General features: G+C 71.9%; 16 protein-coding genes and 2 pseudogenes. 10 read left to right on the top strand and 8 right to left on the bottom strand.

The genetic code is table 11. The features are described 5' to 3' along the window. Positions 1 to 214: 214 nt before the first annotated feature. Positions 215 to 886, bottom strand: coding sequence for an IS1096 element passenger TnpR family protein (locus ACLQ2W_RS25820; protein WP_425789402.1), 672 nt, complete (start codon positions 884 to 886; stop codon positions 215 to 217). Then, a complete protein-coding gene (locus ACLQ2W_RS25815) occupies positions 876 to 1,349 on the bottom strand; it encodes a hypothetical protein (RefSeq protein ID WP_425789400.1) in 474 nt (157 codons plus the stop codon). The genes ACLQ2W_RS25820 and ACLQ2W_RS25815 overlap by 11 nt, the downstream gene beginning before the upstream one ends. 231 nt (positions 1,350 to 1,580) lie before the next feature. Here ACLQ2W_RS25815 and ACLQ2W_RS25810 point away from each other — a divergent pair, with 231 nt between their 5' ends. Beyond that, a complete protein-coding gene (locus ACLQ2W_RS25810) occupies positions 1,581 to 1,724 on the top strand; it encodes a hypothetical protein (RefSeq protein ID WP_425789398.1) in 144 nt (47 codons plus the stop codon). A 355-nt stretch (positions 1,725 to 2,079) separates the two neighbouring features. On the opposite strand, the gene ACLQ2W_RS25805 is transcribed toward ACLQ2W_RS25810, so the two are convergent. From ACLQ2W_RS25805 to ACLQ2W_RS25790, 4 genes are all read right to left on the bottom strand, one after another. Continuing rightward, positions 2,080 to 2,424, bottom strand: coding sequence for a hypothetical protein (locus ACLQ2W_RS25805; RefSeq protein ID WP_425789396.1), 345 nt, complete (start codon positions 2,422 to 2,424; stop codon positions 2,080 to 2,082). Between the two features lie 497 nt (positions 2,425 to 2,921). Next, on the bottom strand, positions 2,922 to 3,917 hold the full coding sequence (locus ACLQ2W_RS25800; protein WP_425789394.1) for a hypothetical protein: 996 nt from the start codon (positions 3,915 to 3,917) through the stop codon (positions 2,922 to 2,924). Between the two features lie 319 nt (positions 3,918 to 4,236). Then, positions 4,237 to 4,785, bottom strand: a complete 549-nt coding sequence (locus ACLQ2W_RS25795) for a phosphatase PAP2 family protein (RefSeq protein ID WP_425789392.1) — start codon at positions 4,783 to 4,785, stop codon at positions 4,237 to 4,239. A gap of 4 nt (positions 4,786 to 4,789) precedes the next feature. Continuing rightward, the gene (locus ACLQ2W_RS25790) at positions 4,790 to 5,587 is read right to left on the bottom strand and encodes an ABC transporter permease (RefSeq protein WP_425789390.1); all 798 of its coding nucleotides are present in this window, start codon (positions 5,585 to 5,587) and stop codon (positions 4,790 to 4,792) included. Between the two features lie 77 nt (positions 5,588 to 5,664). Here ACLQ2W_RS25790 and efeU point away from each other — a divergent pair, with 77 nt between their 5' ends. The 3 genes from efeU (at position 5,665) to ACLQ2W_RS25775 (ending at position 7,882) form a co-directional block, all read left to right on the top strand. Beyond that, a complete protein-coding gene (efeU, locus tag ACLQ2W_RS25785; protein WP_425789388.1) occupies positions 5,665 to 6,537 on the top strand; it encodes an iron uptake transporter permease EfeU in 873 nt (290 codons plus the stop codon). Positions 6,538 to 6,608: 71 nt separating this feature from the next. Beyond that, on the top strand, positions 6,609 to 6,995 hold the full coding sequence (locus ACLQ2W_RS25780) for a BlaI/MecI/CopY family transcriptional regulator (RefSeq protein WP_425789386.1): 387 nt from the start codon (positions 6,609 to 6,611) through the stop codon (positions 6,993 to 6,995). Continuing rightward, positions 6,992 to 7,882, top strand: a complete 891-nt coding sequence (locus tag ACLQ2W_RS25775) for a M48 family metalloprotease (protein WP_425789384.1) — start codon at positions 6,992 to 6,994, stop codon at positions 7,880 to 7,882. Before ACLQ2W_RS25780 ends, ACLQ2W_RS25775 begins: the two co-directional genes overlap by 4 nt. Positions 7,883 to 7,928: 46 nt before the next feature. Here ACLQ2W_RS25775 and ACLQ2W_RS25770 read toward each other — a convergent pair whose 3' ends face one another. Both ACLQ2W_RS25770 and ACLQ2W_RS25765 read right to left on the bottom strand, forming a co-directional pair. Then, positions 7,929 to 8,588: a DedA family protein gene (locus tag ACLQ2W_RS25770; RefSeq protein ID WP_425789382.1), complete on the bottom strand. Its 660-nt coding sequence runs from the start codon at positions 8,586 to 8,588 to the stop codon at positions 7,929 to 7,931. A 35-nt stretch (positions 8,589 to 8,623) separates the two neighbouring features. Further along, positions 8,624 to 9,889: an HAD-IC family P-type ATPase gene (locus ACLQ2W_RS25765; RefSeq protein ID WP_425789380.1), complete on the bottom strand. Its 1,266-nt coding sequence runs from the start codon at positions 9,887 to 9,889 to the stop codon at positions 8,624 to 8,626. 4 nt (positions 9,890 to 9,893) lie between these two features. Between ACLQ2W_RS25765 and ACLQ2W_RS25760 the strand changes: the two are divergent. The 6 genes and pseudogenes from ACLQ2W_RS25760 to ACLQ2W_RS25735 all read left to right on the top strand — a co-directional run. Next, positions 9,894 to 10,322: pseudogene (locus ACLQ2W_RS25760) on the top strand (DUF2470 domain-containing protein); the annotation flags it as partial. A gap of 115 nt (positions 10,323 to 10,437) precedes the next feature. Next, positions 10,438 to 11,298, top strand: a complete 861-nt coding sequence (locus ACLQ2W_RS25755) for an ATP-binding cassette domain-containing protein (protein ID WP_425789378.1) — start codon at positions 10,438 to 10,440, stop codon at positions 11,296 to 11,298. Between the two features lie 76 nt (positions 11,299 to 11,374). Then, positions 11,375 to 11,776: pseudogene (locus ACLQ2W_RS25750) on the top strand (sigma-70 family RNA polymerase sigma factor); the annotation flags it as partial. Positions 11,777 to 11,856: 80 nt separating this feature from the next. Next, the gene (locus ACLQ2W_RS25745; protein WP_425789376.1) at positions 11,857 to 12,609 is read left to right on the top strand and encodes a zf-HC2 domain-containing protein; all 753 of its coding nucleotides are present in this window, start codon (positions 11,857 to 11,859) and stop codon (positions 12,607 to 12,609) included. A gap of 98 nt (positions 12,610 to 12,707) precedes the next feature. Continuing rightward, on the top strand, positions 12,708 to 13,292 hold the full coding sequence (locus ACLQ2W_RS25740; RefSeq protein WP_425789374.1) for a copper chaperone PCu(A)C: 585 nt from the start codon (positions 12,708 to 12,710) through the stop codon (positions 13,290 to 13,292). Then, a complete protein-coding gene (locus ACLQ2W_RS25735; protein WP_425789372.1) occupies positions 13,289 to 14,521 on the top strand; it encodes a Dyp-type peroxidase in 1,233 nt (410 codons plus the stop codon). Before ACLQ2W_RS25740 ends, ACLQ2W_RS25735 begins: the two co-directional genes overlap by 4 nt. Positions 14,522 to 14,542 lie beyond the last annotated feature (21 nt).

Raw genomic sequence — 14,542 nt, 5'->3', positions numbered from 1 at the left:
CGCGAACAGCCCCACCGTCAACACCACGAACAGCACGTCAGACACCGCTGACTCCTCTAACCGGCAATGGAATCGTCACGACCGCCATCCGGTCGCGCCGGGCAATCAAAACGCCTCGGACGTCCGGCGGACAGGGCCGTTAACGCAACCATGACGCCGGCCGGGCGATTCTTGACGCCCTTTTAACGCCCGCACGCTGATCAGGTGAAACGGGTCACCAGCGACGCGCGGCGGCCCCGCCTGCGACACCGGCGGCGCGGGGCGGCGAACCACCGACCTGGGCGCCCCAGGAGGGCAGGATCGGCGGCAGGTCCGACAGCAGCGTCGAGGACCCGCGCGGCGCAGCGGCGCAGATCCTGTCGTCGGCCCGGTGCCGCCCGTACTGGTCGGGGAGATCGCCCCAGCCGCGGTCGGGGCGGGGCGGCTGCGACGGCTGCGGCACCACGGCGCGGGGGTCGGGGCGGCGGACGGTGCACAGGTGCGTCCAGTCCTCGCCCAGGTCGAACACGTACGCGAAGGCCGTGCCGACGGTCAGCGCGTCCAGCCGACTGGAGCGGCCGTCGCGGGTGCCGGGGAACGCCGGCCCGTCCCGCCAGGCCGACCAACTCACGTCGATGCCGTCGGGCAGGACGAACATGCGCAGGTGCGCCAGGTCCCACCGGCCGAAGGCGACGTCGATCGCCTCGGCCAGTTGGGCGAAGGTGTGCCGGCGATGGGCCGCGAAGACGCGGCCGGGCCGCGGCCACCAGTCCCGGCCACGCCCGGTGACCAGTTCCACGCAGATGGACAAGGACCCGTCCGAGGTGGCGGCGCGCGTCGACTCGGGGCTGGCCGGGCCACCGCGATCGGTGGTGCCCAGGCGGGCGCTCGCGAGGTCACGCCCCACGAGAGTCACCGAACATGTCCGGCGGCGAACCCACCGGCTCGGGGCCGCAGGGGAACGGCCGAAGCGCCGGCTCTCGGTCAGGTACTTCGCCGGCCGACCCCGATATGGACCGCATGTATCGGTAGCCGCTGCCGAGCGCGCCGGCGAAGCCGATCACCAACGCGTACGACCAGGCGTCGGCGGTGGCGGTCAGGTCGCCGAACTGGTTGGCGAGGAATCCGACGAATGTGGCCATCCCGAGTGCGGTGACGGCGGCCACCGCGCGCAGGTCCACCACCATTGACGCGAAGACGCCGGCCGCGACGGCCATGACGAGCATCCGCCCCGGCGTTTCCGACGCTGGGAACACCGCCGCCGCCAGTAGGGCCGCGGCGGTCATGACCGCCCAACCTGCCGCGACACTGACACCGGTCGGCGTCGATTGGCGTCCGGCTGGAGCCGACGGCTCCGGATCGACAGTCATCATGTTCCTCCTGGGACGGTGAGGGACCGCATCTCGACCCCTCGTCGCCATGTCACCCCCGGTGGACGGCCACCGTCGACGGTTTTCACGCGCCCGCTACGACCGCGGCCTGATTTTTGACGCGGCCGTGACGGCGACCGCTCTGCCCTATGGACCGGCCCGGTTCCGGCTTCGACCTCGGTCGCCTCTGGCCCCGACGACATCGCCACCACGGGCCCCGCCGACGGGCGGGTGAACGCTCTGGTCCCGCTGTTCGCGATCGGCGTGTTCGTCGCCTTCACCATCGCGCAGTACGGCATGGTCCGGCACTGGCTGACCGAGCGCGTCCCAGGCTGGCGGTGGAAGATCGCCTCAACGGCTTCGGCGCCCTGCTGACCTTCGCCGCCGCCATCGTCACCACCGCGAGCAAGCTCACCGAGGGCGCCTGGTTGATCGCCGCCGCGTTGCCCCTGCTCGTGGTCGCGTTCGAGCGGGTACACCGCGCCTACCAGCGTTTCGGCACCTGCCTTCGGCTCGGACGGACCCCTGCGACCCCACGACCCGGGCCGTCGGTCGTGAGATCAGCGCGGTGCACGTCGGGCACGCCGACGAACCGCAGCCGCCGCGCTGCCGCTACCCGGTCCCACACCTCGAACGTCGATCATGCTGATGATCTACCGAAGCCCCACACCGGTGTTGGAGCCCGCGCCGGCGTACGCGCGGGTGACCCGTACGCCGGCGCGGGAGGGCTCTACTGCCAGGGGCCGCTGCGGCAGATGAACTGGGTGGTGCCGCTGTACTGGGTCGTGCTGCCGTCGAAGTAGCTGTAGCTGGCCCGCACGGGGTGACCGAGGTTGCTGGCCGGGCAGGCGGCGAAGAGGGTCGACCCGGCGGTCGTGAAGGTGCCGACGCTGCCGGAGTACCAGGTGATGCTCCAGGTCGTCGTGCCGGTGCTGCTGCCGTCGCAGTAGAACTGCGAGGCGCCGGACTCGCAGAAGGGCGCCGGGGCGGCGGCGAGGGCCGGGGCGGCACCGGCGGTGGCGAGGCTCAGAGCGGCAAGGGCGGACGCGGCAAGGACCTTGACGGTGGTGCGCATGGAACTCCTCCCAACGTAGCCAAGGGATGACTCAGTGCAACGCCAGCCTAGCCGCCGCATAGACGGACCTGGATTAGCTGTTCGGTCGATCAATCACCCGCTACGGCCAGCGGTCGTGGTGCACCGCCTCGTCGAGGGGCCGACGCCGCCGCCACCCGTGCCGTTCCAGGTCAGGCACGGCCTTCAGTCGCGCGACCGGCCGAACCCCTGCTCGGACCGCTCACTCACGCTGCGCGCACGGGATCACTCTTGTGATCTTGATGGAAGGCGGCGCGGTCTGTGAAGTTGCCGCGAACTTACAAGGGGGCGCATGAGGGCGTGACTCTCAGTCAGATTGCGATCGAGAAGACGGCGAAGCTGGTCGAGTTCCTCGCGGACCGGCGCGGTCCGCGCCGTACCGTGCTGGCGGGAGTGCGCCTGGACCGAATCCGCCGGCTGGCACGAAGCAACCGGCGAGCCGCCTGCCTGTCGGTGCGGCCGGCGTCCGGCACTGCGGGTCAGCAGAACGGGGTCCCGAGTTCGAAGTGGCCCGGGTTCCGTACATCGTCGATGGCTCCCGAGGCGCTGCTCCGGGCCAGGATCTTCTGGTAGCTGGCGTGTCCCTGAGAGATCAGCGCTCCGTCGGCGTCCAATGTGCTGTGGTCGGCGCACCGCATCGGACTGATTGAGAAGGGATGACCGCCGTCGTCTATGACGATGTGTCGGGCCTCGTCCCCGATGTGGTAGTCGATCTGGATTTCGAAGGACACCGCCGATCGGGTGGTCATCGACCGGATGACCACGACGTCCTGGGCGGCGTCTTTGATCGTGAGGGTCTTCTTCAGGAAGTAGGGCTCGCCCGGTTTGTAGCCTCCGTTGTCGTCGTCGAGCGCGATCCGTGCCTGCGGTTCGACGTCGTCGAAGTTGAACACCATCTCGGCGGTGTTGCCGCCCTCCTGCGGGGGGACCAGCAACAGCGTGCCGTCGTACGGCTTCTGGTGGTGGATGTTGACGGGCTTGATGCTGTCCACTCGGATCGGCTGGTTGCGGTGGCCTTCGACGGTCAGCCGCAGCGTCTGCTTCGGGACCTCGGCGCCGCCGACCGCCCGCAGTTCGCCGGCGAGCCGGTCCAGGGTGTACCCGTCGACCTCCGGCACGGTGTACGACGACTTCGCCAGGAAGCTCCTCTGCGCGGGGGTCAGGGCGACTCCTTCGGGCAGTGCGATGATCCAACCGTCATTCTCATGGGTGATGGTGTAGCGGACATCGTCCTTCGCCCGCGTGACCTCACGGATCCAATCCTTGACGGCCGGGCCGTCGACACCCTCGCGCCCCACCCACACCGGGAGCGTGGTGAGAACACCGGTGACCACCACGGTCGCCACGCCGGCGATCCAGGCGGCCGGCTTGCTCAGGCGCCGCCACCACGGCACGGGAGACTGTTTTTTCGATTGCCTGTTCGGCGGGACCGCCTTCGTCGTACGCGCCGTTGCCTTCCGCTTCTTCCGCGACATCCTGCCCTCTCCTCAGAACCCGCATCCCGCCCCACGTCGGGCGTCCACAACTGCCGGGCGACATCCCGACAGCGCAGAGTACAGAGGCGATCACGCAGACCGAGGCAAGGTGGCTCTTGCCCGCTATGAGCGTTTCGCGTCGCAGCCGTTCATCGAGCGAGCCGCTCCTGCTTCGCAGCCGGCACCGAGCTGTGCTCGGCACCGCTCCGGTGCCCCGAGTCTCCGGCCCCGCACGGCGCTCACTTGGCGTCGACTTGGTCGGCGTTCCACTCCTGGTGCGCTCCGGTGCGCCGCTGGCCTCCGCGCCGGCCGCACCCCGCTACATTCTTCGACCCGTCGGGGCGACCGGCGGGATGCGGTGACGTTGCTGGTGGCTCATCAGACCGACGGCCACGACGGTGACGCCGGCGATGGCTGCGGCGGCCAGGATGTCACCCGGGTAGTGCACACCGACCCACACCCGCGCGAGGCCTACGACCAGCGCCGCACCGGCCAGTACGACGCCCCACCGCCGGCTCAGGAAGGCGTAGACGCCGAACGCCAGTGCGAACGCCGCGGTGGCATGGTCGCTGGGCAGGGAGACTCCCGGGTCGTGCGGGATCAGTTGGTGGACGTGGTGGCTCTGGAAGGGCCGCAGCTGGCCGTTCAGATGTGCCAGGACGGTCGCCGCGACGAAGGCGAGGAACAGGACTGCGCCGAGTTCGAGCACCGGACGGATCCGTCGGCGGCGCAGCGCCACGGCGACCATGACCGCGGTGGCCGCGGCCACCAGGTACAGCAGCCAGGTCGCGGCGAACTCCATCACGTCGTCGATGCCGTCGAACCGTCCGGCGGAGCCGTTGATGAGTTCGAACACGCGGTAGTTCACGTTGTCATCCTGCCGATCTGGTGACGAGTCTTCTTGGCGAGCGGGTCATGTGTGGCGGGCCCGGTCGGCTGAGCAGACCATTGGCGACCAGTTCGACGGTCACCGCGACGGCGATCGCCTCGACGGCCAGCAGCGCCACGAGAACCAGTAGCTGGGTCGCCCCGGCCTGGACGGGTGTGCCGCCGCCGAGCAGCACGCCGACGAAGGCGCCGGGGAGCGTGACCAGCCCCACGGTGCGGGTCTGGTCCAGTGCGGGCACCAGCGCCTGCCCCGCGCTGGGCCGGCAGATCTCCAGCGCCGCGTCGCGGGGCGCGAGGCCCAGCGCCAGCGCCGCCTCGTACTCGCCGTGGCGGTCGCGTAGCTCGTCGAGCGCGCGGCGGCCAGCCAGTGAGGCGGCGGTCATCGCCCCGCCGACGAGGATCCCGGCGATCGGAACTACTGCCACCTGGGTCAGCGGTACCGCGCCGGACGTGACGACGAGGGCGCAGATCGGGAGCGAGCCGACCGCGATGGGTATCAGTACCGGCCAACCGAGGCGCAGTGAGCTGATCCGGCGGGCTGAGGTCGCCGCCGCGACGAGGACCATCAGCGTGATGAAACCCGCGCTGGCCCACCACGACCGCAGAACGGCGGTGATCAACAGCGCGACGGCGCCCAGCTGCCCCACGGCGCGCAGCGCCGCCGTGGCGACGCCGCCGGCGTGGTTCAGCCGGCCGGCCAGCACCGTCGTCACGGCGATGAGGACGAGAGCGGCCAGTACGACCGCGAACACCGGACGGACCGAGACCGCACCGTGATTCATAGGGCCATTCAACCAGCTCAGCTTGACAACTCCCACAACCTGTAGGAGTTTGCGGGGTAGGTGAGGCTGACCGATGTATGGGGGTGCACGTGGGCGCGGTCTTCTTCGCCAGCTATCTCGTCGGGCTGCGCGACGGGCTGGAGGCAGCGCTCGTCGTCGCGATCCTGCTCACCGTCCTGGCCCGCTCGGCGCGCCTGGATGCCCGGGCTTCGCTGTGGTGGGGCGTCGGGGCGGCCGTGCTGGTCGCCGCCGCCCTCGGCGCGGTCCTCACCTACGTCGCCACGGCACTGCTCCGAGGCGTACGGCTAGAGCTGTTCGAGGCCGTGACGTCACTGGTCGCCGTGGCGATGGTCACCTGGATGATCTTCTGGATGCGGCGCAGCGCCCGCGCGCTCAAGACCGAGCTGACCGGCAAACTCACCGCCGCGCTCGGGATGGGCCGGGCGGCGATCGCCGGGCTGGCCTTCGTGGCGGTCATCCGTGAGGGCGTGGAGATGGTGCTGTTGGTTTTCGCCGCCGCCGAGGCCGCCACGCGGACCGTCGCGCCGCTGCTCGGCATGCTCGCCGGTGTGCTCTCGGCGGTGCTGCTGGGCTATCTGATGCACCGGGCCGTCGCCCGGGTCGACCTCGGACGGCTGTTCGCCTGGACGGGAGTGCTGCTGGTTCTGATCGCCGCCGGGATCGCCAAGTACGCGGTGCACGGCTTCCAGATCGCAGGTGCGCTGCCGGGCGCGGGAGACCTCGCCTACGACGTCTCCCGTACGGTCGAACCGGCGTCCTGGTATGCCACCCTGCTCGCCGCCACCATCAACCTCACCCCGAGCGCCACCGTGCTGGAGATCGCCACCTGGGCGGTCTACGCCACCGTCGTCCTGCTGGTGTTCTTCCGGCCGGCCGCCTCGGCGAAGCAGGCGGAACCAGTCCCCGACGGTGAGCGGGCAGCGGTGTGAGGCACACCCCGGGCGCCGCGGAGCGCGGGTCCTGACGCGCCGGCGTCGGGCTATCCTGGCCACGGAGGTCGGTGACGGTGACGACGAAGGGCGGGCGGCGACCGCCAGGGACCCTCGAAGCCGAGGTGATGGCCACGCTGTGGGCCCACGCTGAGCCGATGACGGCGACCGAGGTTCAGGCCGCGATCGGCGGCGACCTCGCGTACAACACCGTGCAGACGATCATGACTCGGCTGCACGACAAGGGCGTCGTGGCGCGACGCCGCGCCGGTCGGGGGCACCTCTACTGGCCGGTCGAGGACGCCGCCACAGCCGCCGCCACGCAGATGCGCGCCGCACTTGCCGGCCGCCCCGACCGGCAAGCCGTGCTCCAGCAGTTCGCGGCATCGCTGGACGACGGTGACGCCGTCGCCCTGCGGAAGCTCCTGGACGCCGCCGAGCGCCGACGACGCTCATGACCATCACGGTATATCTTCCGCTCCTGCTCGCAGCCGTGCTGGCCGGCGCGGCCCCGCGCCTGGCCGGGCGTGGCGCGCCCGGCCCGGCCGCTCGGTCGCTCGCCGCCTGCGCCGTCGTCGCCGCGGTCTCGTCCACGTGGTCGCTGACCATGCTGGCGCTGACCGCCTTCGACGACCTGCCACCGTTGGCGGCGCTCGACGACCTCGCAGCTCCGGAGCTGCCCGAGCCGGTACCGGGTCCGGTTGCGCTCCTCGCGGGGGTCGCGCTGCTCTTCGGCAGCCTGCGGCTGCTGGCCGACGGGTGGCGGCGGCTGGCCACCCATCGACGGTTGCGGGCGGTCGGCACCGCCGAGCACGGTCTGGTCGTCGCCGACTGGTCCGCGCCACTCGCCGCCGCCGTGCCAGGGCGGCCCGGCCGGAGCGGGCACCTGCTGGTCACCACCGGATTGTTACGGCTGCTCGACGCCGAGGAGCGGCGGGTGGTCCTCGCTCACGAGCAGGCCCACCTGGCGCACCGCCACCATCGTCTCGTGGCGGCCACCGCGGCAGCGGCTGCGGTGAACCCGCTGCTCGCACCTGTTCGTGAGTCGGTCGCGTTTCTGGTGGAACGGTGGGCCGACGAGGATGCCGCCGCAGCCGTCGACGATCGTGACCTGGCCGCCCAGGCCGTGGCCCGGGCCTCGCTGGCGATGGCCGAGCCCGGGCCGGCCGCGGCCCTCGGGATCAACGGCGGTGCCGCGGTGCTGCGGGTGCGGGCACTCACCGAGCCCGCGCCCACGCCGCGACGACGGCTGCTGGTCGGTCCGGCGCTGCTCGGCGCCGGCTGTCTTGCGGCGGGAGCCGCAGCGACCGTCGAGTTCGTGGCCCTGGCGCGCGCCTGGCTCTGACCGGACGGTCACCGGACGGCGAGGCATCGACCGGGAGTAGGAACCCTCAGCGCCGCTGCACCTGCCGACGGCGGGCGCGGTGGCGTCCACGCAGCAACTGCACGCCGATCGGGACCACCGAGACGATCACGATGCCGATGAGGATGAACTCGATGTTGTTCCGGACGAACGCCACCTGTCCCAGGACGTAGCCGAGGGTGGTGACCCCGCACCCCCACAGCGCGCCGCCGAGGACGTTGTAGACCAGGAACGTGCGATAGGACATGTGGCTCGCGCCGGCCACGATCGGCGTGAACGTCCGCACGATCGGCACGAATCGGGCCAGCACGATGGAACGCGCCCCGTACCTGCCGAAGAAGTCCTGCGCTCTGGTCAGGTTCTCCTGCTTGAACAGCCGGGAGTCGGGTCGCCGGAACAGCGCGGGGCCCAGCCGTCGGCCGAAGAGGTAGCCGAACTGGTCACCCGCGACCGCCGCGACCGACACCAGCAGGCACATCAGCCACAGCGGCTGGTGCAGGTAGGTGCCGTCGGCCACGAGCAGGCCGGCGGTGAACAGCAGCGAGTCACCGGGCAGGAAGAAGCCGATCAGCAGGCCGGACTCGGCGAAGACGATGGCCAGGATGCCGACGAGCCCGAACGTGGAGATGAGCCACTCCGGGTCCAGGAACGACGGGCCCAGCGCGAGGGCGTTCGGTGCGGCCAGCATCTACCCGACTTTCTCCTCGACGGCGGGCCTTAAACCTACACGCTGTAGGTTTTTGGGTGAGGGGCTGGTAGCCGGAGCCGTGGGCCGGTCGGGTCGGGCGGGACGAGGTGTTTGGCAGTCTCGTTGGCGGCGACGTTGACGAGTGTGAGCGCGGCAAGGGTCGCCAACACCACAGGTGGAAGTGGGGCGAGTCCGAGTGGCGCGGCGAGTGGGCTGAACGGCAGCGCGACGGTGACCGCGATGAGCAGCAGCCCGGTGCCGGCCAACGCCGCAGAGGGGCGGCTGCGCAGGACGCTGCGGTTGGAGCGCAGCACCAGCAGCACGATGATCTCGGTGGCGGTGAACTGGACGAACCAGGCGGCGCGGAAGACGTCGGTGGGCACGTGCCACCACCAGTGCAGTGCGACCAGCGCGAGGAGGTCCACGGCGATGCTGATCGACCCGTACACCAGCATGAACCGGCGGATGGTCCGGACGTCGACGGTACGGGGGTGCTGGAGCTGCTCGGCGTCGGCGTGGTCGGTGGACAGGGTGGTGTAGGGGATGTCGGAGAGGAAGTTGAGCAGCAGGACCTGACGGGGCAGCAGCGGCAGGAAGGGCAGCAGGAGCGTGGCGATGCTCATGCTGACGACGTTGCCGAAGGACGCGCTGGTGTTGACCCGGATGTATTTCAGGGTGTTGGTGAACGTGCGGCGGCCCAGGCGGACGCCGTCGGCGATCACGTCGAGGTTCTTGTCGAGCAGCACGATCGCCGCGGCCTGTTTGGCGACGTCGACGGCGGTGTCGACGGAGATGCCGACGTCGGCGGCGTGCAGCGCGGGGGCGTCGTTGATGCCGTCGCCGAGGAACCCGACGACGTCCCCGCGGTGGCGCAGCGCGGTCAGGATGCGTTCCTTCTGCAGCGGGTCCACCTCGGCGAACACGGTGACGTCGGCGATCCGCTCCGGTAACCGGTCGTCGGGGCAGGCGGCGAGGTCGGCGCCGACGAGCGGTTCGCCGGCGAGGCCGACGCCGGCGGCGACGTGCCGGGCGGCCTGCCGGTTGTCGCCGGTGACGAGTCGGACCGTGACGCCCATGCCGGCGAGCCGGCGGATCGCGGCGGCGGCGTCCGCGCGGGGCGGGTCCGCAAAGGCGAGCAGTCCGACCAGCGTCATCTCCCGTTCGTCGGCGACGGCGACGGCGACGGTGACGGCGGTGGCGCCGGGCATGGGCCGCACGGCGAGGCCGAGCACCCGGTTGCCCTGGTCGCTGAGCGCGGTGAACCGGCGCAGGACCCGCTCGCGTACCTCGTCCAGCGGCACCGTGCGGGCCTGGATCTCCGGCTGGGCCGAACGACTCGCCGGCGACGAGGCCCGCCCCGCCGCCGTCGACTTCGCCGCCACCCACCCGACCGGCGACCTGCTCGACGTCGGCACCCGCTACCACCTGCACCGCTTCGAGGTCGCCGAGGTCCGCTGGGAACGCGCCGACAAGGTGCGCCGCATCGACCCCGAGGCGTACGCGGAGGCCGAGCCCGACCCGCTGCACCCGGTCGAGGCGCAACTACTGGCCGACCTCGCCGACCACCACGCCGAGCAGGTCGCCGGCTACCTACGCCGACACCTGACGCTGCCCGGCACCGACACGCCACGGGTGGTCCGCATCGACCGGTACGGACTACTGGTCGCCCACGGCCGACCCGGCGCGACCCGACGGATTCGTGGGGCGCATCAGCGGGGCGGAACTGGCCGGGCTCGGAGCGGTGCTGGTGGTGGGGTTTCTCCTCGTACGTCAGGGCGCTGTCACCCTCGGCGAGGTCTCGGCTGCCGCGCTGTTGTTGCACCGCCTGTTCGGTCCGATCCTCCTGTTGATGGTCACCTTCGACAAGGCCCAGGACGCGGGGGCCAGCCTCGCCCTCCTGGTCGGCGTGCTGCGGATGGATGCCGAACGCCGGGAAGGTGTCACCGCGGCGTCCGGGCACGACCTCGTCCTGGCCGGCGTCGGCTTCAGCTACGACGGGGTCACACCCGTCCTGCGTGACGTTTCCCTGCGGGTCGAGCCGGGTCATCAGGTCGCGCTGGTCGGCTACACCGGCGCCGGAAAGACCACTGTCGCCTCGCTGGCCGCCGGTGTCCTGCGGCCCGGGGAGGGCAGCGTCACACTCGGCGGTGTCCCCGTCACCGAGCTGCCCGCCCGCACGATCGCCATGGTCAGTCAGGAGACCCACGTGTTCGCCGGTCCGCTCGGCGAGGATCTGCTGCTGGCCCGCCCACAAGCCTCGCCGGACGAACTGACCGCGGCCCTGGCCCGCGTCGGCGCCCTGCGGTGGGCGCTCGACCTTCCCGACGGCCTGGACACCGTGGTCGGCGACGGCGGCCACGCCCTCACCGCGGCGCAGGCGCAGCAGGTGGCACTCGCCCGGGTGGTGCTGCTCGACCCGGCGGTCGTGGTGCTGGACGAGGCGACCGCCGAAGCCGGCAGCGCGGGTGCCCGGGACCTCGAACAGGCGGCCGCCTCGGCACTGGAAGGACGAACCGCCCTGATTGTCGCCCACCGCCTCACCCAGGCCGTGTCCGCGGACCACATCATCGTCATGGAGCGCGGCGAGATCGTCGAGAGTGGTCCGCACGCCGAACTGCTCGAGGCGGGTGGAAGCTATGCCCGCCCGTGGGCGGCGTGGGCGGCCCGAGCCGCCGACGGCAGGGAGCCGCTTGCTCAGCGGCGGAAGTAGAACTCCCCCACCACACACCCCCTGCTGGCGGAGTGCCGCAGCAGGGGCACCGTCAGCTTGCCGGCCCGCCAGCCGGTTCCTGCGCGCGGTGCGGTCGTTGCCGTCGTTCGCGGGGCGGTCCTCGGCGCGGACGTGGCTGTTGTCTATCGCCCGTCGCGTCGCGGTGGATCATGTCCGGACGGCGACGTCGCGGCCGCGTACGGTGCCGTTGCCGGACGGGTACGACGTGGCGGACCCGGTGCGGGGCGGGTTCGATCGGCAGGTGGTGATGGAGCGGCTGATCGCCGCGTTGCCGACGGATCGGCGGGAGGCGTTCGTCGCCACGCAGGTGCTGGGCCTGTCGTACGTCGAGGCCGCCGAGGTGTGCGGCTGCCCAACGGGCACGATCCGGTCGCGGGTGGCGCGGGCCCGCGAGGATCTCGTCGCCGCGCTGAGTGACCCTCGCGGCGCGGGAACACGGGGTACGACGGCCGGTTGAGCGAACCCGCGGTGGGGTGACCTGCGCCGGCACTCAGAACTCGCGGGAACTGGTCCGGCCGTCGGGCCGACTACCGGAACATGGGGTGTGAGCAGTGGCGTGACGTGCTGTCGACGCAGTTGGACGGGCAGGAGTCGCCCGAGGAACGCGCCGGCGCCGAGGAGCACCTGGCCGGCTGCGCGGGTTGTCTGGTGTGGCTGGGCCAGGCGGCGGCGGTCACCCGGCGGGCCCGGATGTCGGTGCACGTCGCCGGCCCTGACCTCACCGCTCTCGTTCTCGGTGCGCTGCCCTCCCGGCCGGCGCACCGCTGGCGGCAGCGCGTGGTGGCGTCGTTGCGGGTGGCACTCGGGCTGATCGGCACAGTCCAGGTGGTGTTGGGTCTGGTGCAGGTCGGCCGCGGTGCGTCCGGTCCGCATGTGCACGCGGCGGGCCCGTTGGCGTCGGGGCACCTGTGGCACGAGGCGGCGGCGTGGAACGTGGCGGTCGGCGCGGGGTTTCTGTTCGTGGCGGCCCGTCGGACGCCGCCGACGGGGCTGGTGCCGATGTTGAGCGCGTTCGTCGCCACGCTGGTGCTGCTGTCGGTCAACGACCTGGCGACCGGCCGCGTCGACACGTCCCGGCTGGTCAGCCACGCCTTCCTCCTGGTCGGGTACGCGATCGTGGTCGCGATGTCCCGGCCGGGCCTGCGTCCCAGCGGTCCGTCCTCCCGTTCGCGGCCCGACGTTCCCCGCTGGCGGATCCCCGCCGAGGACGAGGCGCCCGCCCCGGGCCTGCGGCTGCTGCCGCCGCCGTATCCCGGAACCGCCCGGCAGCGAGGGCGTACCGCGGCCTGACCGCTGACTGCCCGGCGCGCGGTGACCGCTTCGCGCGCAACGTCCCGTCCGGCCGCACCGACCGGTCATCCGACATCGACCCATCGAGGGGACCTCCCATGCCCAGTTCCACCGACGTTCGCCGGCTTCGCCCGGTCATCCTGCTCAGCACCGCCGCTGTTCTCGCCGTCGCCGCAGCGGGTTGCGGGTCCTCGGGAGAGGTCACGACCGCCACGCCGAAGGTCACCGCCGCGACGTCGGCGAGCCCGGCCACCGGGGTGTTGGGGGTGCGTGACCCGTGGGTCAAGGCCGCCGACAAGGGCATGACGGCGGCGTTCGGCACGCTGGTCAACGACGGCGACACCGACGTGACGATCACCAAGGCGGCCACCGAGGTCTCCCCGATGGAGCTGCACGAGATGACCATGAAGGACGGGAAGATGGTCATGCAGCCCAAGCAGGGCGGCATCGTGGTCAAGGCGCGCTCCCGCGCCACGCTGGAGCCCGGCGGGGACCACCTGATGCTGATGAACATCAGCAAGCCGGTGCGCGCCGGCGACGAACTCAGCTTCACGCTCACCTTCGCCGACGGCCGTACCCAGACCTTCAGCGCGGTGGCGAAGCCGTTCACCGGCGCCCAGGAGTCCTACGCCCCAGGCCACGGCGAGCCCATGCCGGGCATGAGCACCACTCCGGCGGCATGACCGACGCGACCACGGCCTCCCGCCGAGTGAGCAGGCGCGGCCTGCTCACCGGCGGCGCCGTCGCCGCCGGGGGCGCGCTGGCCGGCGGCGCCGCGATCGCCGCCGCCCGTTCCGGCGATCTCGGGGTACGCCCCGCAGAGCCGGTCCCGGTCGCCCGGGTGGGCGGGGCGGTGGAGCCGTTCCACGGCGCCCGGCAGGCCGGGGTGACCACCGAGCCGCAGGCGCACGCCGCGTTCGTCGCGTTCACCCTGAAGCCGGGCACCGACCGGGCCGCGTTGGGACGGATGCTGCGGCTACTCTCCGACGACGTCGCCCGGCTCACCCAGGGCCGCCCCGCGCTGGCCGACACCGAGCCGGAACTCGGCCTGCTGCCAGCCCGACTCACCGTCACGTTCGGCTTCGGCCCCGGCCTCTACGCCGCCGCCGGCCGGAACGACCGCCGGCCGCCGTCGGTGGCCGACCTGCCGGCGTTCCGGATCGACCGGCTGCAGCCACGCTGGTCCGGTGGGGACCTGCTGCTGCAGATCTGCGCCGACGACCCGCTCACCGTCGCCCACGCCCAACGCGTCCTGATCAAGGACAGCCGACCCTTCGCCGCCGTGCGGTGGGTGCAGCAGGGCTTCCGCCGGGCCGCCGGCGCGGAGCCGGGACGCACGCAGCGCAACCTGTTCGGGCAACTCGACGGCACCGCCAACCCGAAGCCCGGCGCCCCGGTGGATACCGCGGTGTGGGTGCCCGACGGGCCGGACTGGTGGCGCGACTCCAGCACCCTCGTGGTGCGGCGGATCAGCATGAACCTGGAGACCTGGGACCTGCTGGGCCGCACCGACCGGGAACTCGCCGTCGGCCGGCGGCTCGACACCGGAGCGCCGCTGACCGGCGCGGCCGAGCACGACGAGCCGGACTTCGCCGCGCTCGGCGAGGACGGGCTCACCGTCATCCCGGATTTCTCCCACCTGACCCGCGCGCACGTCACCGACGACCGGCTCAAGATCCTGCGCCGGCCCTACAACTACGACGGGGCGCCGAGCGCCGAGGGCCGCGCGGACAGCGGCCTGGTCTTCGCCTCCTACCAGGCCGACATCGTCCGCCAGTTCCTACCCATCCAGCGCCGGCTCGCCGAACGGGACCTGCTCAACGAATGGACCAGCCCGATCGGCTCCGCCGTCTTCGCGATCCCGCCCGGCTGCCCCGAAGGCGGCTGGATCGGCCAGCAGGTGCTCGGATGAGCGCTGCCCAGAAGGACCTGC

The organism is Micromonospora sp. DT227 (assembly GCF_049841835.1).
Classification (GTDB): Bacteria; Actinomycetota; Actinomycetes; order Mycobacteriales; family Micromonosporaceae; genus Micromonospora.
Note: the sequence above shows the minus strand (reverse complement) of the source record. Positions and strands in the feature narration are given on the sequence as shown.